The organism is Clostridioides difficile ATCC 9689 = DSM 1296 (assembly GCF_001077535.1).
In the GTDB taxonomy this organism is placed as follows: domain Bacteria; phylum Bacillota; class Clostridia; order Peptostreptococcales; family Peptostreptococcaceae; genus Clostridioides; species Clostridioides difficile.
This window is the reverse complement of record NZ_CP011968.1, coordinates 3875080-3899804: the sequence shown is the minus strand read 5'-3', so window position 1 is coordinate 3899804 and position 24725 is coordinate 3875080. Positions and strand designations below refer to the sequence as shown.

Here is a 24725-nt window from a genome sequence, read left to right as displayed (position 1 = left end):
ATATATCGAATTAATGATAAAATATACTAAAAGTTTAAAGTCCTATCAAGATAGGACTTTTTATTTATTAATTAGTGGGAGATGATTCTATGCAAGTTAAAGTTAAAAAGGCTGTAATACCAGCAGCAGGTTTAGGAACTAGATTTTTGCCAGCTACAAAGGCACAACCAAAAGAGATGTTACCAATAGTTGATAAGCCAACTCTACAATACATAATAGAAGAAGCTGTGGCCTCAGGAATAGAGGAAATACTAATAATAACAGGTAGAAATAAAAAATCTATTGAAGACCACTTTGATAAATCTGTAGAATTGGAACTTGATTTAGAGAAAAAAGGTAAGAAAGAATTGTTGGAGGTAGTACAAAACATATCTAACATGATTAACATACATTATATAAGACAAAAAGAGCCAAAAGGGTTGGGAGATGCAATTTATTGTGCGAGGCATTTTATAGGTGATGAGCCGTTTGCAGTAATGTTAGGGGATGATATTGTAGATAATGATGTACCTTGTCTAAAACAACTAACAGATGCATATGAGGAATATAGAACTACAATATTGGGTGTTCAAAAGGTAAATCAAGAAGATACTAATAAATATGGGATAATAGAAGCAAAAAATATAGAAGGTAGAGTTTACAAGGTAAAAGACATGGTAGAAAAGCCAGAGTCAGGAAAAGCTCCTTCAAATATTGCTATTTTAGGTAGATATATAATAACTCCTGAAATCTTTGATATTCTTAAGGATTTACCACCAGGTAAAGGTGGAGAGGTACAACTTACAGATGCTTTAAAAATATTATCTAAGAAAGAAGCTATGTATGCATACAATTTTGAAGGCAAGAGATATGATGTTGGGGACAAGCTAGGATTTTTAGAAGCTACTGTTGACTTTGCTCTAAAGAAAGAAGACCTTAAGGAAGATTTTATAAAATATTTGAAACATGTATGTAGTGAATTTGATAAAAATAACAATGTGTTATACAATAATACAGATGAAAAAATAGATTTAATTGAAGTCAATGAATCTAGAGAACTTGAAATTCAAAAATAATTAATGAAAGGTGATGTATGGTGGCAAAATCAAGTCAGAAAAGAATTAATAGAATAATAGCTGTTGGGATTGTGGGAATCCTCGTAATAACGAGTATAACAGCTGTTTTGAGTATGATTGCAACTATGTAATAAGATAAATGACAGCAGTTGATATACATAAATATAAAAACCATATATAACTTGATGTAGTCAAAAACTTACAATATTTTAGTTATATATGGTTTTTAGAATTTATAAATGTAAAAAAAAATTTTTATAATAGTTGCATATTTTAAAGGAAAATATTATTATAAGATATAAATATAGTGATAAATTTATAAAAACGTGCTAAGATTGGACTTGAAATACAGTAATATAGTAGGTAATAATGTTTTAAATTTTATTTATTGACCATAATATATAAATAATGATATTATTAGACTTAACTGTTTAAATAAAACTTTTCTTTTTCATGCCTTCAATTTCCAAAATAAGTATGTATATAAATGAATATATAGATGAGGAGGATTTTTTTGATTTTAGATGATAAAGTATTAGAAGGATTAGGTAGTAAGACCTTAGTTGAGCTACGAGAGATAGCTAAAGAATTAAAAATAAAATCAATTACTACATATAAGAAAAATGAGTTAATTGAGATTATAAATTCCAAAAGTAAAAATGAGGAAAAAGTAAACGAAGAGACTAAAGAAAAAAATGAAGATATTAAAGAAGACATAAAGAATAGAAAAGAAAATATAGAGCGTGAAAGTATAGAAAAAGAAGTTGAATATAAGAGCCCTACCAAATCATACAACAAGAAAGAAATAGATACCCAAAATATTTCCCAAAACCAAGAACATAGAAATCAAAGAAATGACTATAATAAGACAACGAGTGTAAATGATAGCAATAAGTCATCAAATATATCTAATAGAATGGTCAGAAATAATAATAAAAACTATTATATGCCTAAACAAGTTGATGAATCTAAGATAGTAGATGAATTTAACACATCAAAAGAGGATGAAGTAGTAGGTGTACTTGAAATTCTGCCAGATGGATTTGGTTTTTTAAGAGGTTCAAATTATTTGTCTACTGAAGGAGATGTTTACGTTTCACCATCTCAAATAAGAAGATTTAATATGAAAACAGGAGACAAGATTAAGGGAATAACTAGACATCCAAAAAGTGGAGAGAAATTTAGAGCACTTTTATATGTTCAAAAAATAAATGATGAAAACCCTGACACAGCTATACAAAGAAATGCGTTTGAGACATTAACACCAATATTTCCAGAAGAACGACTTACACTGGAAACTAATAGAAATGAAATAGCTACAAGAATTATAGATTTAATTTCACCTATAGGAAAAGGACAAAGAGGATTGATAGTAGCACCTCCAAAAGCTGGGAAAACAGTTCTTTTAAAAAGCGTTGCAAATAGCATAGCTAAAAATCATCCAAATGTTGAACTTATAGTACTCCTTATAGATGAAAGACCAGAGGAAGTTACTGATATGAAAGAATCTATTGAAGGAGACGTTATATATTCCACTTTTGACCAAGTATCAAGTCATCATGTCAAGGTTGCAGAGATGGTGTTAAATAGAGCTCAAAGATTAGTTGAACATGGTAAAGATGTAGTAATTTTACTAGATAGTATAACTAGATTGGCAAGGGCATATAACCTTACAATATCTCCTACAGGTAGAACTTTATCTGGAGGTATTGACCCTGGTGCACTTCATGGACCTAAAAAGTTCTTTGGTGCAGCAAGGAATATTAGACAGGGTGGTTCTTTGACAATATTAGGAACAGCATTGGTTGAAACTGGTTCTAGGATGGATGATGTAATATTTGAGGAATTTAAAGGTACAGGAAATATGGAGTTACATTTAGATAGAAAATTAGCAGAAAAAAGAATATTCCCTGCAATAGATATTTACAAGTCTGGTACAAGAAGAGATGATTTATTGCTTGATGATGAAGAAAAGACTGCTCTTTGGAGATTAAGAAGAGAAATGAGTAATAATTCAGTAATGGAAATTACAGATAAAGTCATTGAACTTATAAAGAGAACTAAGGACAATAAAGAGTTTGTAAAATCAATAAAGAATTTGTAAAATCAATAATACAAATGCAAATATGGATTATATAAACTAATAGAAAAATCACTTGAATGGCATAATAAGTTGTGCTATAATAATGTAGTTGATAATGTAAAAAGAAAGTTAATATAATTAATTTTTTTAAATAAAGAGAAGAGGTGACTATAATGCAAAAGGAAATACAACCAAAATACAATCCAGTTGAAGTGCGTTGTGCTTGTGGGAACACATTTGTTGCTGGTTCAACTAAGGACGAAATAAAAGTTGAAATATGTTCAGAGTGCCATCCATTCTATACAGGAAAACAAAAGAACATAGAAAAAGGTGGAAGAATCGACAAATTCAAGAAAAGATTCAAAATGGACTAATTTTTATAAAAGTGGAGTTGGAGGAAGCCAACTCCTATTTTATTACAAAAAAACATTCATATTCTACTTTAAATTGTCTTTTTGTATTATAATAATAAATATGTAAAATTGAGTATTCTAAATACAATAAAATGAGGTGAGTGGATGGCAAAACAAGCTGTAGGTGGGCAAGCTGTTATTGAAGGTGTAATGATGCAGTCAAAAGACAAAAGAGCGGTAGCTGTTAGAAAAAGTGACGGAGAAATAGCACTAAAAGAAGATAGAATAAAAAGTTGGGTAAGAGATAAGAATATAGATAAGATACCTTTTGTTAGAGGTTCTTTTGTTATGATAGATACAATGATTCAAGGCATAAAAAGTTTAAACTTTTCTTCAGAGTTTTTTATGGAAGAAGCTGAAGAGGATAAATTTGATTTATTTATAAAGAAAATTTTTAAAGATAAGGCAAATGATATAATTATAATATTTTCATTGGTCATAGCAATGTTACTTTCTGCTGGATTATTCATTTTTATACCTACATTGGTAGGAGGAGCTTTTTCTAAAGTAATGCCTAATGATTTTATGCTTAATTTAATAGAAGGAATCATAAGGATAGCTATATTATTTGCATATATAGTATTGATTTCACGAAGTAAGGATATAGAAAGAGTCTTTCAATATCATGGAGCAGAACATAAATCTATATATTGCTATGAAAATGATTTAGAACTTACAGTAGAGAATGCTAGAAAATTTAAAAGATTACATCCTAGATGTGGTACAAATTTCCTATTTATAGTTATGGCTGTATCAATAATATTGTTTGCATTTTTTGGTTGGCCAAATCCAATTCTTAGAATATTTATGAGAATTATATGTGTGCCTATAGTAGCAGGTTTATCTTATGAGGTAATTAGAGTTCTTGGGAAATATGATAATGGATTTACTAAAATTATTGCATATCCAGGAATGATGTTGCAATATTTTACAACAAAAGAGCCTGATGATGAGCAATTAGAGGTTGCTTTGGAAGCATTGAAAGCAGTAGTAGATTAGAGAAAAGGATATTTGTTATGACGATAAAAGATATAATTATTAAATATTCAGATAAACTAAAAGATATAAGTGATACTCCAAGATTAGATACAGAGTTATTGTTACAAAAAACATTGGGTGTTGATAGATTATATATTCACTTAAATCTGAATAAAGAGCTAACTGAAGAACAAAAAACAAAATTTATGGGTTTTGCAGAAGAAAGATTAAATGGAAGACCAATAGCATATATAGTTGAAAATAGGGAGTTTATGGGATTAGATTTTTTTGTTAAGGAAGGCGTATTGATTCCAAGACCAGATACAGAAACTTTAGTAGAAGAAATAATTGAAATATGTAGAGAAAAAAAAGATGTAAGTATATTAGATATAGGAACTGGTTCTGGAGCTATTACAATAAGTTTAGCAAAGTACATTGAAAATTCTAAAATCATGTCTTTTGATATATCAGAGACAGCATTAGAAATAGCTAAAAAAAATGCTATTATAAATGAAGTTGGTGAAAAAATAAAGTATATTAATTCTGATTTATTTACAGCAATAAGTGATAGTAACATAAAATTCGATATCATAGTTTCAAATCCACCATATATTAAAAAACAAGATATAGAAACTCTGCACAAACAAGTTAAAGATTATGAACCATATAATGCTCTTGAAGGTGGAGAAGATGGATTAGACTTTTATAGAAGAATAACAGAACAAGGTAAGAAATATTTAAATAAGTGTGGAATATTAGCATATGAAGTTGGTCATAATCAAGCTGAAGATGTAATAAATATTATGAAAAGTAATGGATATAAAAAAATATATACAAAGAAGGATATTCAAGGCATTGATAGAGTTGTTATAGGTTACAATATATGATATAATCAACAATTGATATGTTACATTTAATCGAGGTGAAAGTATGTTAAAAAAATTAGAGGTATTGGAAGATACATATAAAGACTTAAGTGAAAAAATAGGTGATCCGGATGTAATAAATGATCAAAAAGTTTGGCAGAAATATATAAAAGAACATGCTGACTTGGAACCTATTGTTATGAAATACAGAGAGTATAAAAGCGTTTTAGATAGTATAAAAGAATCAAAAGAAATTTTACAAGAAGAGTCAGATGAAGAATTAAGAGAATTAGCTAAAATGGAGTTAGCTGAGATGGAAGAAAAAGTAGCACCTCTGGAGGAAGAAATAAAAATACTATTATTGCCTAAAGACCCTAATGATGATAAGAACGTTATAGTTGAAATTAGAGGTGGAGCTGGAGGAGATGAAGCAGCTCTATTTGCGGGTGATTTATTTAGAATGTACTCAAGGTATGCTGAAAGAAGAAGATGGAAAATAGAATTATTGAGTGCAAGTGATACTGGAGTTGGTGGATATAAAGAAGTATCTTTTATGATAAAAGGTAAAGGTGCTTATTCAAGATTAAAGTATGAATCTGGAGTTCATAGAGTTCAAAGAATACCATCAACTGAATCTGGTGGAAGAATACACACATCAACTTCTACTGTTGCAGTATTACCAGAAGTTGAAGATGTAGAGGTTGAAATAAATCCAAATGATTTAAGAATAGATGTTTTCCGTTCTTCAGGTAATGGAGGACAAAGTGTCAATACTACTGACTCTGCTGTTAGGGTAACACATATACCTACAGGTGAAGTAGTATCTTGTCAAGATGGAAAATCACAATTAAAAAATAAAGAGCAAGCTTTAAAAATATTAAAAGCTAGACTTTACGATAAAGCATTGGCAGAACAACACAAAGATATAGCAGCAGAAAGAAAAAGCCAAGTCGGAACAGGAGACAGGTCAGAAAGAATAAGAACATATAATTTCCCTCAAGGTAGAATAAGTGACCATAGAATAAATTTAACTTTATATAAGTTAGATGCATTCTTAGATGGAGATATAGATGAAATGATAGATGCTTTAATTACTGTTGACCAAACAGAAAAAATGACTGCAATATAAGTAATGTTTTAAAGAAGCTGTTTCTTCCTAGAAATTATTTTCTATTTTGAAACAGCTATTTTGCATTTTAGGTCATGTTATCATATTCTATTGTATATAATTGTTATATACAAGTATAGGAGGGTTATATGATACTAAAAGTAACAATAATTGGGCTTTTGGCAGGTGTTATAGGGACAGGATTAGGAGGAGTAATATCAGCCATTTTTAAAAGAGAGGTCGATAAATATCTAAGTTTTTTTATGGGATTATCTGGTGGAATAATGTTGGCTGTAGTGGTGTTTGATTTAATGAAAGAATCCATGGACAAAATGGGGATAATCAATACAGTTATATTTACGTTTGTTGGAGCTCTCATAACTATGTACATAAAAACAAAATTAGATGTGTCTGGAAATATGGCATCTGGATATCTTATATTCATAAGTATATTACTACATAATTTACCAGAAGGACTAGCCATTGGTTCTTCTTTTATGTCAACTGAAAGTTTAGGTATTACACTTGCTATAGTTATAGGTCTACATAATATACCAGAAGGGTTAGCTATGGCATTAGGCTTAGTTTGCAATAAAATGAAACTAAGTAAAGTTATTTTGTTTACTGTAATAGCTGGATTACCTATGGGTCTAGGAAGTTTTTTAGGTGTTTATTTTGGAGGAGTATTTACTTCTCTTATAGGAGTATTTCTTGCTACAGCAGGAGGTACTATGATGTATGTTGTATTGGAAGAAATTTTTCCACATTCAAAAAGTGTGTATTGTATAATTGGTTTCTTGTTAGGTACAATGATTGTAAATTATATATAAAATTAAAATGAAAGCAGGCATACAAAAGATGAAAACTATTATAAGTAATATTGATATAAATAATATTGATTATGAGGAAATAAAAATACAAGCAAAACTTCTTAGAGAAGGTAAAACAGTTATTTTTCCAACTGAGACAGTATATGGGTTGGGTGCAAATGCATTAGATGAAAATGCAGTAAAGAAGATTTATGAAGCTAAAGGAAGACCTAGTGACAATCCATTGATAGTCCATATATATGAAAAAGAAGAAGTATATGACTTAGCCAAAGATATAAGTGATAAAGCTAAACTTGTTATAGAAAAGCTTTGGCCAGGACCTATAACAATTATATTAAATAAAAAAGATATAATTCCATACAAAACTAGTGGAGGGCTTGATACAGTTGCAATAAGGATGCCTTCTAATGTTATTGCCAGGGCAATAATAAAAGAAGCTGGTATACCTATTGCAGCTCCTTCTGCAAATATCTCAGGTCGCCCATCTCCAACAAAAGCAAAACATGTATATGAAGAGATGAATGGAAGAGTGGATGGAATAGTTTTAGGAGGAGACAGTAATTTTGGATTGGAGTCAACTGTATTGGATTTAACAGAAGAGACTCCTATGATACTGAGACCAGGAAGTATAACTAAAGAAGTTTTAGAGGAACTTCTTGGAGAAGTAAAGCTTGACCCATCATTAAGTAAAAAAGAAGATAATCAAAAAGCTAAAGCTCCTGGAATGAAATATAAACATTATTCTCCAAATGCAGATGTATATATAATATCTGGAAAAAGAGAAAATGTAGCAACAAAGATTAATGATATGATAAAATCTAATAGAGACAAAGGTCTAAAGACAGGTGTAATGTGTATTAGTAGAAACCGAGAGTTTTATGATGGAGAAGTAATCGATTTAGGAAACTCTCTTGAAGAAGTTGCAAGTAATCTGTTTGATGCTCTTATAGAAATGGACAAAAAGGGTGTTGATGTCATATATTCAGAAGAGTTCCCTAAGACTGGAGTTGGACAAGCAATTATGAATAGACTACTGAAGTCAGCAGGATACAAAGTGATAAAGGCTTAAGAGGGAGTTGTAAAATATGAATATACTTATTGTGTGTACAGGTAATACTTGTAGAAGTCCTATGGCTGAGGCTATACTAAGGAAAGCAATTAAAGAATCTGGAAGAAGTATTGAAGAATATTCTATATCATCAGCAGGTATATCTACAGCAAATGGAATGGGTGCTTCTGAAAATTCTATAGAAGTACTAAAAGAAATCGGTATAGACTTATCAAATCATAGAAGTAAAGTAATTACTAAAAAATTAATTGATGAATCAGATATAATACTAACAATGACTAAATCTCATAAAGAAATTTTAGTACAAGCAGTTCCAAAATGCAAAGAAAAAGTGTATACTTTTAAAGGGTTTGCAAATAAAAATGAGGAAGATATATCTGACCCATTTGGTGGAAATTTGGATATTTATAGAAGCACTATGAGAGAAATAATGTATTCTGTCAACGAAATAGTAAAAAAAATATGAAACGGAGGATAAACAAATGAAGATAGGATTAGGCTGTGACCATGGAGGATATAATTTAAAAAAAGAAATAATAAGCTATTTAGAAAGTAAAGGTATAGAATGTGTAGATTACGGAACTAATAATGCTACAGATTCTGTTGATTATCCTGTTTATGGAGAAATAGTTGCAAATTCAGTTATAAATAAAGAAGTAGATTATGGAATATTATGTTGTGGTACAGGGATAGGAATATCTTTAGCTGCTAATAAGGTTCCTGGGATAAGATGTGCAGTTGTATCAGATGTATTTTCTGCAAAAATGTCAAAAGCACATAATGATGCAAATATGTTATCATTAGGCGAAAGAGTTTTAGGAAAAGGTCTAGCACTTGAGATAGTTGAAGCATGGATTAATACGGATTTTGAAGGTGATAGACATGCTAGAAGAGTAAACATGATTAAATCAATAGAAGAAAAACATAATAAATAATAAAAATTACAGTTTTATCAGGAGGAATTATCAAAATGAGCAAAGTGGTAGAGACAAACCATCCATTAATACAACATAAATTAACTTTAATGAGAGATAAAAATACTGGTTCTAAAGACTTTAGAGAGCTTTTAACTGAAATTGCAATGTTAATGGGGTATGAAATAACAAAAGATATACCATTAAAAGATGTAGAAATAGAAACTCCTATTCAAAAAACATCATCTAAAGTAGTTGCAGGTAAAAAATTAGCAATAATTCCAATTTTAAGAGCAGGTCTTGGAATGGTAGATGGATTAGTGAGCTTAATGCCAGCAGCAAAAGTTGGACATGTAGGACTATATAGAGACCCAGAAACATTAAAACCAGTTGAATATTATTGTAAGCTTCCTCAAGACATAGGAGAAAGAGATATAATAGTAGTTGACCCTATGCTTGCAACAGGGGGTTCTGCTGTAGCAGCTATAGATTTACTTAAGTCTAAAGGAGCTAAAAGTATAAAATTAGCTAATTTAGTAGCTGCACCAGAAGGTATAGCAGAAGTGCAAAAATATCATGATGATGTTGATATATATGTTGCATCAGTTGACGAAAGATTAAATGAACATGGATATATAATTCCTGGTCTTGGTGATGCTGGAGATAGATTGTTTGGAACTAAATAAAAATAAATAACTATAAATATTTATTAGGGACTTTCTTATATAGTGTATATAATTTTATGTAAGAAGGTTCTTTTTTATATATTTTTTCTCAAAATAGGAATTATTGAATTGATAAATTTCTCGAATTGAGAATAAAAAGTTTTTACCAATTAAAAAAGATTGCTTATTTTACAAGGTTTTATAGAATAGTAGTCTATTTTAATGTGGCATGTTAGTTGCTTACGATTAAGATTATAGGTATTAAGTGTATTAGTTAAATTGAGAATTGAATATTAATAATATTATTGGGAGTGGTAATACATGAAGAATTGTATAGTAGTAAGAGGGGCTGGAGATTTAGCAACAGCAGTTATTCATAAATTACACAACAGTGGTTTTAAAGTAGTTGCGTTAGAAATAGAAGAGCCATTAGCTATAAGAAGGCAAATTTCTTTTTGTGAGGCTGTTTATGAAAAAAAAGTAACTGTTGAAGGTGTAGAATGTATATTTTGCAATACTGAAAAAGAAATAGAAGAAGTTTTATCTCAACATAAAGTAGCCTTGATTATAGACCCAAAAGGAGAAAAATTATCTAAATTAAATCCAATCGTTTTGGTTGATGGAATACTCGCTAAGAAAAACTTAGGTACAACTAAAGATATGGCACCATTTACAATAGCTTTAGGTCCTGGATTTTGTGCAGGAGAAGATGTAGATGTTGTTATAGAGACAATGAGAGGTCATAATCTAGGAAGAATAATAACTAATGGTAGAGCAGAAAAAAATACAGGAGTACCAGGAGCAATAAAAGGTTTTTCTAAAGAGAGAGTTATGCATTCACAGTATGATGGCATAATGGAAAATGTATGTAAGATAGGTGATATAGTTGAAAAGGGAGACCTACTTTGCTATATTAATAATTATGAAAAAAAACATGAAGTTAGAGCAACAATATCTGGAGTCCTTAGAGGTTTATTAAAGGATGGAGCAAAGGTAAACAAAAATTTAAAAATACTAGACATAGACCCTAGAAAAGAAGAAGTTAAGAATGCTTTTACAATATCAGATAAAGCTAGATGTATAGCTGGAGGGGTTTTAGAAGCCATACTAAACAATGGGATTTATCCCCAAAATTAATTTATATTAGATAAAGCTATTAATATTTTATTAAGATGATATAATAAATTTAATAGATTAAAGAGAGCATATGACGGGTATTTAAAATTTAAATGGTAAAAATGCTCTTTTTTTATTGGACATTCAATTAACATGTGTATATAATATAAAAATAAGTATTTATTTAGGTTGAAATCTAATAAATATATAATACCAGTACATAAGCAAAGAGGAGAAAAGTAAATTATGAGACCATCATGGGATGAATACTTCATGGAAATTGCAGAAGTAGTGAAAAAGCGTTCAACTTGTATTAGAAGACAAGTAGGAGCTGTAATTGTAAGAGACAAACAAATATTAACAACTGGATATAATGGTTCTCCGAGAAATCTTGAACACTGTGAAAATATTGGATGTAAGAGGCAGGAATTAAATATTCCCTCAGGAGAAAGGCATGAATTATGCAGAGCATTACATGCTGAACAAAATGCGATAATACAAGCTGCTCATAATGGTATTAGTGTAGATGGGGCAACTTTGTATGTTACTACAAGACCTTGTGTTTTGTGTGCAAAAATGTGCATAAATGCAGGTATATTGAAAATTGTTTATGAAGGTGATTATCCAGATGATATGTCTACAGAATTATTAAAAGAAGCAGGAATAGAACTCATAAAATTTTAGTGGATAAAATTTATAAGACAATAAATGTCAAATTATGACACTGAAATACAATGATATCAAATGATTAAAAGAAAGTATTTGAAAAATCATCAGATTAGTAGTAAGATATATTTTATAATTAAATAAATTTATGAGATAGATTAATTACATGTTATTTATTTTATAATAATGAGGGATACTATTTATGAGTAAAAGAAATACACATACAGAAATTGCAAAGTTGTTTAGTTTAATAAGTCAAATAGGATTGATGATTGTAATATCAATATTAGGATGTACTTTCTTAGGAAAATTTTTAGATAGTAAATTGAATACTACTCCAGTTCTGACAATAATATTTTTATTGTTGGGTGTTGGAGGTGCTTTTAGTGGTGTTTATAAAACTCTAATAGTATATACACGAAGGAAGTGATATATTGGATATAAAATTACTTAACCAGGTAAGGTCAGTAACAAAAGGTATAGTAATATTTGATGTAGTTTTAATTGTGCTAATGTTGATAACATCAACATTAAGTAAACCAGTATTATTAGGACTTATATTTGGCTCTATAATAGCTATGTTAAATTTTAGATTATTGGCGATATCACTGGAAAAATCAGTGACATTTCCTGCTGGGAAGGCACAAGCTTATGCATCAGCACAATATGCTGTTAGATTATTTATAATGGCAGTTGTTCTAATTGCATCAGCTACAGTACCACATTTAAATATAATCGGAACAGCATTGGGATTATTGAGCACAAAGTTTGTCATATTATCAAAAAACTTTATAAATAAATTAAAGAGGAAGGAGGCATAAGTATGAATCAAGCGCATTATTATCTCATAGGAAACTTTAAGATTAGTGAAACAATACTAGTAAGTTGGGGAATAATGGCCTTTTTAGCGATAGCATCTTATTTTTTGACTAGAAACTTAAAAAAAGTTCCAACTAGTAAAGTTCAAATATTCTTAGAATTTGCAGTAGGTGGTCTTGCTAAAATGGTTACAGATGTTATGGGTAAAAATACAGTAAAAAGAATGCCATATATGATACCATACATAGGAAGCTTGTTTTTATTTTTCGCATGTTCAAATTTAAGCCCATTACTTGGATTAAGGTCACCAACAACCGACTTAGACACAACTGCTGCATGGGCAATGATTACATTTTTTATGATTTATTTTGCAGGAGTTAAATTTAAGGGGTTATCATACTTTAAAGAATTGGCTCAACCACTTGCCATAATGTTACCAATCAATATTATAGGTGAGTTAGCTAGACCAATATCATTAAGTTTCCGTCCATTTGGGAATATTTTAGGTGGAACAATAATAATGGGTCTGTTTTATCAACTTTTAGGTTTTATATCTAGTTTAATACCAGGATTATCAATACCAATTGGAGAAATATTAATACCAGTCCCATTACACTTGTACTTTGACTTATTTGCAGGATTGTTACAAGCATATATATTTATAATGTTAACAATGGTATTTATATCAAGTGCAGGAGAGTTAGATTAAGAAATCAACTTATATTAAGATAAAAATAAAATAATTTAAAAAATTAAAGTTTTAAGGAGGAAATAATTATGGAAACAGCAATAGTAGCGGCAGCATCAGCAATAGGAGCAGGGATAGCAGTTGCAACAGGTATAGGTGCAGGTATAGGTCAAGGTATAGCAGCAGCTAAAGCTGCAGAAGCAGTAGGAAACCAGCCAGAAGCTAAAGGTGATATAACATCAACTTTATTACTAGGAGTTGCTATAGCAGAGTCTTCAGCAATATATGGTTTGGTTATATCAATAATACTTCTATTCGTAAATCCATTCTTTAAATACTTAGGAATGTAGATTTAGTCCTTAAATATTTTGAGATAGGTTTATAGGTAAATCATCTCAAACTTATAATCATGAGATGAACTTTATCATCTCGTGATTATAAGTAGTTATGATTTATGGAAAGGAGGATAATTATGGAAAAAGCACTAGTAGGTATAACGTGGGAATTTGTGTTCCAAATTGTTAATACTTTTATAATATTTTTACTTCTGAGAAAGCTTTTATTCAAGCCAGTATTAAATATAATTGAATCAAGAGAAAATGATATTAAAAGTGATTTGGCAGAAGGCGAAAAAGCAAAAAATGAAGGTTTAGCTCTGAAAAAAGAATATGAGTCAAAAATCAATTTTGCCAAAGATGAAGGTCAAGAAATCATAAAACAAGCAACTATAAGAGCAGAGCAGAAATCAGATGATATAGTAAATACTGCAAAGAAAGATGCTCTTGATATAAAAGAAAAAGCAAACAAAGATATAGAACAAGAAAGACAAAAGGTTATAAATGAAATCAAAAATGATATATCTAACATAGCACTACTTGCAGCATCTAAAGTTATTGAAAAAGATTTAGATAAATCTAAACATGAAGAATTGATAGAAAACTTTATAAAAGAGGTAGGGGAAGCTAAATGATAAATGTAATAGCAAATAGATATGCAGAAGCCCTATTTCAATTAGGAGAAGAAGAAAATTCAACTGATGTCTTATTCAAAGAACTAGAAAAAGTAGTAGATATGATGACTAAAGTTAGTAAAGATTTCTACAAAGTTTTAAAATCACCATTAGTTTCAAAATCAGAAAAGAAAAACTTGGTAGAAATTATTTTTAGTAAAGAAGTAAGTTCTAACATAAAAAACTTTTTAAAAGTTTTAGTAGATAAAGATAGAATATCATATTTAGAAGATATCGAATTAGCTTATAAAGAATTATTAAATAAGAAAAACAATGTAATTGATGGAGTAGCAATAAGTGCTATTCCAATGAGTGAAACAGATATTAAAGAACTTGAAGTCAAACTTTCAAATAAATACAACAAAAATGTTACTATAGAAAATGTTGTTGACAAGACTATACTAGGGGGAGTTCTAGTTAGAATTGGAAATGAACAAATAGATGGCACTGTGAAAACTCGTCTTGATAAGATGAAAGAAAAGCTATCTGAAGTAATATCTTAAGAATGGCGGTGAACCCATGAACTTAAAACCTGAAGAAATAAGTTCTATAATTAAACAGCAAATAAAAAATTATGAGAATAAAGTTGAGTTGACAGATACAGGTAGTGTTTTAACAGTTGGGGATGGTATAGCGAGTGTATATGGATTAGAAAAAGCTATGTCTGGTGAGTTGCTAGAGTTCCCAGGTGAAATATATGGTATGGCACTTAACTTGGAAGAAGAAGTAGTTGGAGCTGTTATCCTTGGAGATGACAGTGAAATAAAAGAAGGCGATATAGTTAAGAGAACTGGAAGAATAGTTGAAGTTCCAGTTGGAGAAGCTTTAATAGGTAGAGTTGTAAACTCACTAGGTCAGCCAATAGATGGAAAAGGACCTATAGCGTACACAAAAACTAGACCAGTTGAATCTGAGGCACCTGGTATAATAGATAGAAGGTCTGTTTATGAACCATTACAAACAGGAATCAAATCAATAGATTCAATGATACCAATTGGTAGAGGTCAAAGAGAGTTAATAATAGGTGACAGACAAACTGGTAAAACATCTATAGTTATTGACACTATACTAAATCAAAAAGGAAAAGATGTTATCTGTATATATGTAGCAATTGGACAAAAACGTTCTACTATAGCTCAATTAGTTAGCTCTTTAGAAAAAGGTGGAGCTTTGGATTATACAATAGTAGTTTCAGCAACAGCATCTGAATCAGCACCACTTCAATATATAGCACCATATGCTGGAGCAGCTATGGGTGAAGAATTTATGTACAATGGGAAACATGTACTTATAGTGTATGATGATTTAAGTAAACAAGCTGTTGCATATAGAGAAATGTCATTGTTACTTAGAAGACCACCAGGACGTGAGGCATATCCTGGAGATGTATTCTATTTACATTCAAGATTACTTGAAAGAGCAGCTAAGTTATCTGATGAATTGGGTGGAGGTTCAATGACTGCCTTGCCTATAATAGAAACTCAAGCTGGTGACGTTTCTGCATATATACCAACAAATGTTATATCTATAACAGATGGTCAAATATACTTACAACCAGAGTTATTCTATTCAGGTGTAAGACCAGCAGTTGACCCTGGTATATCAGTATCAAGGGTTGGTGGTTCTGCGCAAATTAAAGCAATGAAAAAAGTTGCAGGAACATTAAAACTTGCATATTCACAATATAGAGAACTTGCAGCATTCTCACAGTTTGGTTCTGACTTAGATGAAGATACTAAAAAGAGACTTGCTCAAGGTGAAAGAATCGTTGAGATATTAAAACAAGGTGAGCATCAACCAATAAAAGTTGAAAATCAAGTTATGATAATATATGCTGTTATAAATAATCATTTAGAGGATATTCCGATAGATAATATAGCTAGATTTGAATCAGAATTGTATGCATTTGTAGATAATAATTATCCGGAAATATCAAGAAAAATATTAGGTGGAGAAGACTTCACTCATGATTTAACAGATGCAATAAATGAATTTAAAGAAAAGTTTGTTGTTGAAGTATAATCCTTTTTAAAAAAGGAGGTAAATTAATTGGCAGGAGCTGGAATCAAAGCAATCAAAACACGTATGGGAACTGTTGAAAGTACAAAGCAAATAACTAAAGCAATGGAATTAGTTGCATCTTCTAAGCTTAGAAAAGCAAAAGAAAAGGCTGAAGATTCAAGAGAATATTTTAATACTTTATACAATACAGTAAAAGATATTGCCCAAACAACACGTGGAATTAGAAATGAATTTTTAAAAGAAAGAGAAGTAAAAAATAAATGCTATGTAGTAGTAGCTGGAGACAGAGGACTTGCAGGTGGATACAATTCTAATGTATTAAAGGAATCTGTCTCTCATATGAAAGGTAAAAAGGAAACAGTGATTACTGTTGGAAAGAAAGCACATGAATTTTTTTCTAAAAGAAACTACAATATAGCAAAAGATATAAATAGTGTTGAAGCTTGTGGATATGAAGATGCGACAGAAATTTCACAAACTATTATTGACCTGTATAAAAAAGGTGAAGTAGATGAAGTTTATATTGCTTATACAAAATTTAAATCTGCTTTATCACAAGAAGTTGAAATTTTGAAATTGCTTCCATTAGTCTTTGAAAAAGATACAGACGAACAAGGAATGGCAGTAAAAGAAGAAAAACAAAATAGATCAAAAGTACAATATATACCATCAGCAGAAGCAGTTTTAAGTTATATTGTACCTCAGTTTATATCAGGTACAGTATATGGTGGAATTTTGGAATCTTTTGCATCAGAGCAAGGTGCTAGAAGAACTGCAATGGAATCAGCCACAGACAATGCGAATGAAATGCTATCTAATTTAGAGTTAAGTTATAACAGAGCAAGACAGTCAGCTGTAACTCAAGAAATAACAGAGATAGTTGGTGGAGTTGAAGCTCTAAAATAGGGAGGTTAGGAAATGGCAAATGTAGGTAAAGTAGTACAGATTGTAGGAGCTGTACTAGATGTTAAGTTTGATAGTGAACAAAGCCTACCTAACTTATTAAATGCGTTAGTAATAAAGTTAGGAGATAAAGAAATAGTTGCAGAAGTTGCTCAACATATAGGTGATGATACTGTAAGATGTATAGCTATGAGTGCAACAGACGGACTTGTAAGAGGTATGGAAGTTGTAGATACAGGAGGGCCAATAAGTGTTCCTGTTGGAGATGAAACTTTAGGTAGAATATTCAATGTTCTTGGAAAACCAGTTGATGGGAAACCAGCTCCAAAATCTGCACCTAAATTACCTATACATAGACCAGCACCGGCGTATGATGAACTAGAAACTACAGCAGAGATACTAGAAACTGGTATTAAGGTAGTTGACTTACTAGCTCCATATCTAAAAGGTGGAAAAATAGGTCTATTTGGAGGAGCAGGAGTAGGAAAGACAGTTCTAATACAAGAGCTTATAAACAATATTGCTAAGCAACATGGTGGTATTTCTGTATTTTCAGGAGTAGGAGAAAGAACAAGAGAAGGTAACGACCTTTATGGCGAAATGAGTGAGTCTGGAGTTATAAATAAAACAGCTCTAGTATTTGGTCAAATGAATGAACCACCTGGAGCGAGAATGAGAGTTGCTTTAACTGGACTTACAATGGCAGAACATTTTAGAGATGAGCAAGGACAAGACGTTTTACTTTTCGTTGATAATATATTCCGTTTCACACAAGCTGGTTCAGAAGTTTCAGCACTTCTAGGACGTATGCCATCAGCTGTTGGTTATCAGCCAACATTAGCTACTGAAATGGGTGCACTTCAAGAGAGAATAACATCAACTAAGAAAGGTTCAATAACATCTGTTCAAGCAGTATATGTACCAGCAGATGACTTAACTGACCCAGCACCAGCTACAACATTCTCTCACTTAGATGCAAAAACAGTTTTATCAAGACAAATATCATCACTGGGTATATATCCAGCAGTTGACCCTCTTGAATCTACATCAAGGATTCTTGACCCTAGTATAGTAGGAAAAGAACATTATGAAGTAGCTAGAGGTGTGCAATCAATACTTCAAAGATATAAAGAACTTCAAGATATAATTGCTATACTTGGTATGGATGAATTATCTGATGAAGATAAGTTAATAGTTGCACGTGCTAGAAAGATACAAAGATTCTTATCTCAATCATTCACAGTTGCTGAGCAATTTACAGGAAATCCAGGTCAATATGTTCCTGTTAAAGAGACTGTAAGAGGATTTAAAGAAATTCTTGAAGGGAAACATGATGACTTACCAGAGTCAGCATTCTTATTTGTAGGAACAATAGAAGACGCTGTTAGAAAAGCGAAGGGAAGTATGTAGTCATGGCCAGTGAATTTTCATTGAAAGTTGTAACTCCAAGTAATACTTTTTATGATGGAGATGTTGAAATGATAGTAGTTAGAACTACAAAAGGAGACAAAGGGGTGTTGAAAGGTCATATACCATTTGTTTCAGGTATACCTGTAGGAACTTTAAAGATAAAAAAAGAGGGAAGTTTTAAAGAGGCGAAAATAGCAGAAGGATTCATTAATGTAACTCAAGATAAAACTGTCATATTGACAGAATCTGCTGAGTGGATTTAATAAATTAATTTAGAGTATAAAAAGTCATTTTGACCAAAAAAAACTTTTGGGTAAAATGGCTTTTTTGCGTTTTGGTGTTAATAAAATAACGATAAAATTGTAAGTTTTTAGTGATAATAAATTCACAAAATGTTTAAATTTACTGCCAAATTATGTTGTAATTAATAAGATAAAGAAGATTTAGATAGCTTTTATGTAAGTGAAAAAGTCTTCATATAAGAAATACATATAAAATTTTTATAAAATTTAAAAAATTTGCTTAGTTGTGTAGTATAATAAATAATATAATAGATTTGTATATAATATTCATTACAAATAATTTTAAAAGTTACAGTTTTATTATAATGATTATTAAATTAAGATAAGTAACATAAACTAAATAATAATGTGTATTATCGATAGTAAATTTATAAATTCATTATTAATTATTGAAAGAAGTATTATAAATTTTCTGGAGGAACAATGAATATATTTGATATTGGCGTAGATATAATTGAAATTGATAGAATAAGAAAGGCTGTAGACAAAAATAATAGGTTTTTGGAGAAGATATTTACAGATAGAGAAATAGAGTATTTTAATTCTAAGAATTTTAAAGCAGAAAGTATAGCAGGTAATTTCGCAGCCAAGGAAGCTATAAGTAAATCTATAGGTACAGGAATTAGAGTGTTTAATTTTAAAGATATAGAAGTTCTCAGAAATGAAATGGGAAAACCAATAGTAAAAACTTATAATAATCTAGCAAAAATGTGCATAGATTATAATGTTTTAGAAATAAAAGTTTCAATATCACATTCAAAAGATTATGCTATAGCAAATGCGATAACCATAATTAAGGACTAAGGAGTGATTACATTATGATGGATAAAACAGCAAAAGAAATAATGACAACAGATGTAATAGTAGCAAAACAAGATGATAGTATAGCAGATGTAGCTAATATGCTAATTGCAGAAAAAATAGGAGGTCTGCCAGTTGTAGATTCAGAGAATAGAGTTGTTGGAATAATTTCTGAAACAGATATTCTTAAAAAAGAAAAATATATAGAAGCACCTCTCTATATAAATCTATTACAAGGATTGATTTTCTTAGATGACTTAAAAAAAGTTGAAAAAGATATAAAACAAGTAGCTGCTTATAAGGTTGGAGAACTTATGTCTAAAGATATAATAAAGGTTCATGAAGATGATAAGTTTGATGATGTAGCTAATGTAATGATTAAAAAATCAATAAACAGAGTTCCTGTAGTAGATGATGACAACAAACTTAAAGGTATAATTTGTAGATATGATATAATAAAAGCTTTATACAATGAATAAACTGAAGTAGGAGGTGTGATGTGAGAAAAAAGTGGACCATAGTATGTATTATGTTCTTGGCACTGGTTATAATTGTAATAGGATGCCAAAAACGACAGTCCACAAAAGAAGAAGTATACAAAGATTTTCAAAAGCAGATTTCTGATATGAATTATTACAGTTGTAAAGCTGAAGTAGAAGTAGTTGGAAATAAAAGTCCACACAATTATGTTTTAATTCATACTTATAAAAAAACCGATAACTATAAATTAGAAGTAATTTCCCCAAAACATTTAAAAGGGAAAAGTATAGAATATCAAGGTGATAAAATATTAGTTAAAAATCCAAAGATTAGTGATGTAGTGGAGTTACCTAATACAGGAAAAAATAATCAATATCTTTTTGTAGGAGACTTTATAAAAAACTATCTTCAAAATGAGGAGATGAAAGTAAAGTTATCGAAAGGACATTTGGTTTTAGAGACTTTTATTCCTGGGGATAATAAATATTTTAACAAGCAAGTATTATATGTAAATGCTGACACAAAAAATCCTGAAAAAATGGAAGTGTTAGATAAAGAGGGAGTGCCAAGATTTACAGTAAAATACAAAGATTTTGAATACAGAAACTAAGGGGGACTAAAGACATGCAAAAAATAACAGTGCCTACATGGGCAGAGATAAATCTAGATAACTTAAGATTTAACTTAAATAATATTAAAAATTTATTAGAAGAAGATATTAAGATTTGTGGAGTAATAAAAGCTGATGCATATGGACATGGTGCAGTAGAAGTTGCAAAATTGCTAGAAAAAGAAAAAGTAGATTACTTAGCAGTAGCAAGAACTGCTGAAGGAATTGAACTTAGACAAAATGGCATAACACTTCCTATTTTGAACTTGGGATATACTCCAGACGAAGCTTTTGAAGATTCTATAAAAAATAAAATAACTATGACAGTTTATTCTTTAGAAACAGCACAAAAGATAAATGAAATTGCAAAATCTTTAGGAGAAAAAGCCTGTGTTCATGTTAAAATAGACTCAGGGATGACTAGAATAGGTTTCCAACCTAATGAGGAGTCAGTACAGGAAATAATAGAATTAAATAAATTAGAATATATAGATTTAGAAGGTATGTTTACTCATTTTGCTACAGCTGATGAAGTAAGTAAAGAGTACACTTATAAACAAGCTAATAATTATAAATTTATGTCTGATAAATTAGATGAGGCTGGTGTAAAAATAGCTATAAAACATGTATCAAACAGTGCAGCTATTATGGATTGCCCTGATTTAAGATTAAATATGGTAAGAGCAGGAATAATATTATATGGTCATTATCCATCTGATGATGTATTTAAAGATAGATTAGAATTAAGACCAGCCATGAAATTAAAATCAAAAATCGGACATATAAAACAAGTTGAACCAGGTGTAGGAATAAGTTATGGACTAAAATACACAACTACAGGTAAAGAAACAATAGCTACAGTTCCAATAGGATACGCAGATGGATTTACTAGAATCCAAAAAAATCCAAAGGTTCTTATTAAGGGAGAAGTGTTTGATGTAGTTGGTAGAATATGTATGGATCAAATAATGGTTAGAATTGACAAAGATATAGACATAAAAGTTGGAGATGAGGTTATACTATTTGGAGAAGGCGAAGTTACAGCTGAGCGTATAGCTAAAGACTTAGGAACTATAAACTATGAAGTGTTATGTATGATATCAAGAAGAGTTGACCGTGTTTATATGGAAAATAATGAGCTTGTACAAATAAACAGTTATTTGCTAAAATAAAACCATGATATTATAATCTGGGAGGCGATTTTGTGTACGATAAGAGTAAAGAAAAAATAGAAGTTACTTTACCTGACTCTCTGATTTCTGAAGTTGATAGTATAGTTCAGATGGAGAACAGTAACAGAGAAGATTTTGCAAAAGCTGCTTTTCAGTTCTATATAACTCAGAAAAAGAAAATTCATATTAAAGAATCTATGAAAACGGGTTATAGAGAAATGGGTCAAATTAATCTGTCACTAGCTGAATTAGGTATGACAGTTGAAGAAGTATCTTCTGATGATAAAAATGAAGGGAAGATTGCCCAAGGTGAGTACTAATTGTGAAATAAAGCGTGGTGATTTATATTACGCTGATTTAAGTCCAGTTGTTGGTTCAGAGCAGGGAGGCGTTAGACCTGTTCTGATAATACAAAATGATGTAGGTAATAAATATAGTCCTACAGTTATAGTATCAGCTATAACATCTCAGATTAATAAAGCCAAATTACCTACTCATGTAGAGATAAGTTCCAATGAATATGGGCTTAATAAAGACTCAGTAATTCTTTTAGAGCAAATTAGAACTATCGATAAAAAGAGACTGAGGGAAAAAATTGGTTGTCTAGATGAAAATATGATGATAAAAGTAGATGATGGACTTCAAATAAGTTTAGGATTGTTTACTTTTTAAAGAGGGATTTGTCTTTTATTAGACAATCCCTTTTTTCTTTTAAATATCTCTTAAGGTTTAATTTTAATGTACTATGTTAATAAAATTAAAAATAACGCAAAAAAATAGCATAAAAGTGATATAATAATATGGAATTGATATAAAATTACGAACTCAAGGGAGGTAATTGCATGAGAGACCATAAAGGATTAAATGAGATTGCGCGTATCATAAGAAGAGATATAGTTTCAATGATACATAGAGCCAAATCTGGACATCCAGGAGGGTCATTATCAGTAGTTGAAATACTTACTGCGTTATACTTTGATGAAATGAATGTGGATTCTTCAAATCCTAAAATGGAGGATAGAGATAGATTTGTATTATCAAAAGGACATGCTGCACCAGCATTATATGCTACATTGGCTGAAAAAGGCTATTTTGATAAGGAAGAACTGAATGGATTAAGGAAGATAGGAAGGATGTTACAAGGTCATCCAGACATGAAAGGCACGCCAGGTGTGGAAATATCTACGGGTTCTTTAGGTCAAGGTTTTTCAGTTGCATGTGGTATGGCTATGGCATCAAAGTTGGATAATGCTCCGTGGAATGTGTATACTTTGCTTGGTGATGGTGAGGTTCAAGAAGGAATTGTTTGGGAAGCTGCTATGAGTGCTGCACATTATAAACTTGATAATTTAATTGCTTTTTTAGATAATAATGGACTTCAAATAGATGGAGATATAGAAAGCGTAATGAGTTTAGGTTCAATAGTTGATAAATTTAAAGCTTTTGGTTGGAATGTAATTGAGATAGATGGACATGATTTTGACCAAATATTTGCGGCTCTTGATATAGCTAAATCAACAGTTAAAAAACCTACAATGATAGTTGCAAAAACTATAAAAGGCAAAGGAATATCTTTTATGGAAAATCAAGCAGGATGGCATGGGACAGCTCCAAGTGATGAGGAGCTAGAAAAAGCCTTGCTTGAATTAGGAGGTGCTGACAATGAGTAAAATGGCGACGAGAGAAGCATATGGTAAAGCATTAGTAAAATTAGGTCAAATAAATGACAATGTTGTAGTATTAGATGCAGATTTATCAAAGTCTACAAAAACACATGATTTTTACAAGTCATTTCCAGATAGATTTTTTAATATGGGTATAGCTGAACAAAATTTAATAGGCGCTGCTTGTGGATTATCAACTGCTGGTAAAATACCTTTTGCAAGTACTTTTGCTATGTTTGCTACGGGAAGGGCTTTTGAGATTATAAGAAATTCAGTTTGTTATCCAAAGCTAAATGTAAAAATATGTGCTACTCATGCAGGTCTTACTGTTGGAGAGGATGGAGCATCTCATGAAAGTGTGGAAGATATTGCTATAATGAGAGCTATACCAAATATGACAGTTCTTGTTCCAGCTGATGGAGTTGAAACAGAAAAAATTATTTTTGAAATAGCTAAGTATAATGGACCTGTTTATGTTAGATTAGGGAGAAGTTCAGTACCAGTTTTATTTGATGAAGATTATAAATTTGAAATAGGAAAAGGTACAGTCTTAAGAGAAGGAAAGGATGTATCAATTATAGCTTGTGGAATTATGGTAAATGAAGCTCTATTAGCACAAGAAAAGTTGCAAGAAGAAGGTATAAGTGCTAGAGTTATAAACATGTCCTCGATAAAACCTATAGACAAAGATTTAATATTAGAATCAGCAAAAGAAACGAATGCTATTGTAACTGTAGAAGAACATAGCATAATTGGGGGATTAGGTTCTGCTGTAAGTGAGGTAGTAGGAGAGTCTTGTCCAACCATTGTAAAGAAAGTTGGAATTAAAGATACATTTGGAGAATCTGGTACTCCAAATGAATTGTTAAAAAAATATGAATTAACTTGTGATGACATAGTAAAGACTGTTAAAGAAGCTATTATTGCAAAAAGAATGTAAGAGATATAAATTATTCATGTTTGTTAATAATATAATATATTTAAAAGAGAGGTATAAAGTGTTATATTAATTTATATCTCTCTTTTTTTTATATGATATCAATATATCAAAAATGTAATAAAATATTCAAATTTTTACAAAA

At 30.4% G+C, this 24725-nt stretch carries 31 protein-coding genes; all 31 read left to right on the top strand.

Features of this window, described 5'->3' with window-relative positions; genetic code table 11:
• Nucleotides 1-89: 89 nt before the first annotated feature.
• The 31 genes from galU to CDIF1296T_RS17950 all read left to right on the top strand — a co-directional run bounded on the left by galU (nt 90) and on the right by CDIF1296T_RS17950 (nt 24583).
• Nucleotides 90-1055: a UTP--glucose-1-phosphate uridylyltransferase GalU gene (gene galU, locus CDIF1296T_RS18105; protein WP_009898715.1), complete on the top strand. Its 966-nt coding sequence runs from the start codon at nt 90-92 to the stop codon at nt 1053-1055.
• Nucleotides 1056-1554: 499 nt separating this feature from the next.
• Nucleotides 1555-3159, top strand: a complete 1605-nt coding sequence (rho, locus tag CDIF1296T_RS18100; RefSeq protein ID WP_003437851.1) for a transcription termination factor Rho — start codon at nt 1555-1557, stop codon at nt 3157-3159.
• A gap of 152 nt (nt 3160-3311) precedes the next feature.
• On the top strand, nt 3312-3512 hold the full coding sequence (gene rpmE, locus CDIF1296T_RS18095; protein ID WP_003421397.1) for a 50S ribosomal protein L31: 201 nt from the start codon (nt 3312-3314) through the stop codon (nt 3510-3512).
• 144 nt (nt 3513-3656) lie between these two features.
• Nucleotides 3657-4550, top strand: coding sequence for a DUF1385 domain-containing protein (locus CDIF1296T_RS18090; RefSeq protein WP_003421392.1), 894 nt, complete (start codon nt 3657-3659; stop codon nt 4548-4550).
• 17 nt (nt 4551-4567) lie between these two features.
• Nucleotides 4568-5416 carry a peptide chain release factor N(5)-glutamine methyltransferase gene (gene prmC, locus CDIF1296T_RS18085; protein WP_003437849.1) on the top strand — a complete coding sequence of 283 codons (849 nt, stop codon included), beginning with the start codon at nt 4568-4570 and terminating at the stop codon, nt 5414-5416.
• 43 nt (nt 5417-5459) lie between these two features.
• On the top strand, nt 5460-6524 hold the full coding sequence (gene prfA / locus CDIF1296T_RS18080) for a peptide chain release factor 1 (protein WP_003421389.1): 1065 nt from the start codon (nt 5460-5462) through the stop codon (nt 6522-6524).
• A gap of 128 nt (nt 6525-6652) precedes the next feature.
• Nucleotides 6653-7333, top strand: coding sequence for a ZIP family metal transporter (locus CDIF1296T_RS18075; RefSeq protein ID WP_003425887.1), 681 nt, complete (start codon nt 6653-6655; stop codon nt 7331-7333).
• 28 nt (nt 7334-7361) lie between these two features.
• Nucleotides 7362-8402, top strand: coding sequence for an L-threonylcarbamoyladenylate synthase (locus tag CDIF1296T_RS18070; protein WP_009892045.1), 1041 nt, complete (start codon nt 7362-7364; stop codon nt 8400-8402).
• 16 nt (nt 8403-8418) lie between these two features.
• Nucleotides 8419-8868 (top strand): low molecular weight protein arginine phosphatase, encoded by a 450-nt coding sequence (locus tag CDIF1296T_RS18065; protein WP_003437844.1) that lies wholly within the window; start codon nt 8419-8421, stop codon nt 8866-8868.
• A 16-nt stretch (nt 8869-8884) separates the two neighbouring features.
• Nucleotides 8885-9337 carry a ribose 5-phosphate isomerase B gene (gene rpiB / locus CDIF1296T_RS18060; RefSeq protein ID WP_003437841.1) on the top strand — a complete coding sequence of 151 codons (453 nt, stop codon included), beginning with the start codon at nt 8885-8887 and terminating at the stop codon, nt 9335-9337.
• A 35-nt stretch (nt 9338-9372) separates the two neighbouring features.
• Complete coding sequence (gene upp, locus CDIF1296T_RS18055) at nt 9373-10002, top strand: uracil phosphoribosyltransferase (RefSeq protein WP_003437840.1); 630 nt, start codon at nt 9373-9375, stop codon at nt 10000-10002.
• Between the two features lie 300 nt (nt 10003-10302).
• Nucleotides 10303-11118 (top strand): selenium-dependent molybdenum cofactor biosynthesis protein YqeB, encoded by an 816-nt coding sequence (gene yqeB / locus CDIF1296T_RS18050; protein ID WP_009898711.1) that lies wholly within the window; start codon nt 10303-10305, stop codon nt 11116-11118.
• A 225-nt stretch (nt 11119-11343) separates the two neighbouring features.
• Nucleotides 11344-11781: a deoxycytidylate deaminase gene (locus tag CDIF1296T_RS18040; RefSeq protein WP_003421374.1), complete on the top strand. Its 438-nt coding sequence runs from the start codon at nt 11344-11346 to the stop codon at nt 11779-11781.
• 184 nt (nt 11782-11965) lie between these two features.
• Nucleotides 11966-12193 (top strand): AtpZ/AtpI family protein, encoded by a 228-nt coding sequence (locus CDIF1296T_RS18035; RefSeq protein ID WP_003421373.1) that lies wholly within the window; start codon nt 11966-11968, stop codon nt 12191-12193.
• Between the two features lie 4 nt (nt 12194-12197).
• Entirely contained in the window at nt 12198-12584 is a 387-nt protein-coding gene (locus CDIF1296T_RS18030; RefSeq protein WP_003437838.1) for an ATP synthase subunit I, read from the top strand.
• A gap of 2 nt (nt 12585-12586) precedes the next feature.
• Nucleotides 12587-13291 carry a F0F1 ATP synthase subunit A gene (gene atpB / locus CDIF1296T_RS18025; protein ID WP_003437836.1) on the top strand — a complete coding sequence of 235 codons (705 nt, stop codon included), beginning with the start codon at nt 12587-12589 and terminating at the stop codon, nt 13289-13291.
• Between the two features lie 68 nt (nt 13292-13359).
• The gene (atpE, locus tag CDIF1296T_RS18020) at nt 13360-13620 is read left to right on the top strand and encodes an ATP synthase F0 subunit C (protein ID WP_003421370.1); all 261 of its coding nucleotides are present in this window, start codon (nt 13360-13362) and stop codon (nt 13618-13620) included.
• 122 nt (nt 13621-13742) lie between these two features.
• Nucleotides 13743-14240: a F0F1 ATP synthase subunit B gene (gene atpF / locus CDIF1296T_RS18015; RefSeq protein WP_009892033.1), complete on the top strand. Its 498-nt coding sequence runs from the start codon at nt 13743-13745 to the stop codon at nt 14238-14240.
• The gene (locus CDIF1296T_RS18010; RefSeq protein WP_003425856.1) at nt 14237-14782 is read left to right on the top strand and encodes a F0F1 ATP synthase subunit delta; all 546 of its coding nucleotides are present in this window, start codon (nt 14237-14239) and stop codon (nt 14780-14782) included. The genes atpF and CDIF1296T_RS18010 overlap by 4 nt, the downstream gene beginning before the upstream one ends.
• A gap of 16 nt (nt 14783-14798) precedes the next feature.
• On the top strand, nt 14799-16301 hold the full coding sequence (gene atpA, locus CDIF1296T_RS18005) for a F0F1 ATP synthase subunit alpha (RefSeq protein WP_003421367.1): 1503 nt from the start codon (nt 14799-14801) through the stop codon (nt 16299-16301).
• A 27-nt stretch (nt 16302-16328) separates the two neighbouring features.
• Entirely contained in the window at nt 16329-17207 is an 879-nt protein-coding gene (atpG, locus tag CDIF1296T_RS18000) for an ATP synthase F1 subunit gamma (protein WP_003437835.1), read from the top strand.
• Nucleotides 17208-17219: 12 nt separating this feature from the next.
• On the top strand, nt 17220-18614 hold the full coding sequence (gene atpD / locus CDIF1296T_RS17995; protein ID WP_003425850.1) for a F0F1 ATP synthase subunit beta: 1395 nt from the start codon (nt 17220-17222) through the stop codon (nt 18612-18614).
• A gap of 2 nt (nt 18615-18616) precedes the next feature.
• Nucleotides 18617-18877 (top strand): ATP synthase F1 subunit epsilon, encoded by a 261-nt coding sequence (atpC, locus tag CDIF1296T_RS17990; RefSeq protein ID WP_003425849.1) that lies wholly within the window; start codon nt 18617-18619, stop codon nt 18875-18877.
• 462 nt (nt 18878-19339) lie between these two features.
• Nucleotides 19340-19720: a holo-ACP synthase gene (acpS, locus tag CDIF1296T_RS17985; RefSeq protein WP_009898706.1), complete on the top strand. Its 381-nt coding sequence runs from the start codon at nt 19340-19342 to the stop codon at nt 19718-19720.
• Nucleotides 19721-19734: 14 nt separating this feature from the next.
• The gene (locus tag CDIF1296T_RS17980; RefSeq protein ID WP_003421362.1) at nt 19735-20196 is read left to right on the top strand and encodes a CBS domain-containing protein; all 462 of its coding nucleotides are present in this window, start codon (nt 19735-19737) and stop codon (nt 20194-20196) included.
• A gap of 20 nt (nt 20197-20216) precedes the next feature.
• The gene (gerS, locus tag CDIF1296T_RS17975; protein WP_009892025.1) at nt 20217-20807 is read left to right on the top strand and encodes a germination lipoprotein GerS; all 591 of its coding nucleotides are present in this window, start codon (nt 20217-20219) and stop codon (nt 20805-20807) included.
• A 14-nt stretch (nt 20808-20821) separates the two neighbouring features.
• Nucleotides 20822-21979 carry an alanine racemase gene (gene alr / locus CDIF1296T_RS17970; protein ID WP_003437830.1) on the top strand — a complete coding sequence of 386 codons (1158 nt, stop codon included), beginning with the start codon at nt 20822-20824 and terminating at the stop codon, nt 21977-21979.
• A 32-nt stretch (nt 21980-22011) separates the two neighbouring features.
• A complete protein-coding gene (locus CDIF1296T_RS17965) occupies nt 22012-22299 on the top strand; it encodes a ribbon-helix-helix protein, CopG family (protein WP_003421359.1) in 288 nt (95 codons plus the stop codon).
• Nucleotides 22268-22651 carry a type II toxin-antitoxin system PemK/MazF family toxin gene (locus CDIF1296T_RS17960; protein ID WP_003421356.1) on the top strand — a complete coding sequence of 128 codons (384 nt, stop codon included), beginning with the start codon at nt 22268-22270 and terminating at the stop codon, nt 22649-22651. Before CDIF1296T_RS17965 ends, CDIF1296T_RS17960 begins: the two co-directional genes overlap by 32 nt.
• A 170-nt stretch (nt 22652-22821) precedes the next feature.
• A complete protein-coding gene (locus CDIF1296T_RS17955; protein WP_003421354.1) occupies nt 22822-23649 on the top strand; it encodes a transketolase in 828 nt (275 codons plus the stop codon).
• Entirely contained in the window at nt 23642-24583 is a 942-nt protein-coding gene (locus CDIF1296T_RS17950) for a transketolase family protein (protein ID WP_009898703.1), read from the top strand. Before CDIF1296T_RS17955 ends, CDIF1296T_RS17950 begins: the two co-directional genes overlap by 8 nt.
• Nucleotides 24584-24725: the final 142 nt, after the last annotated feature.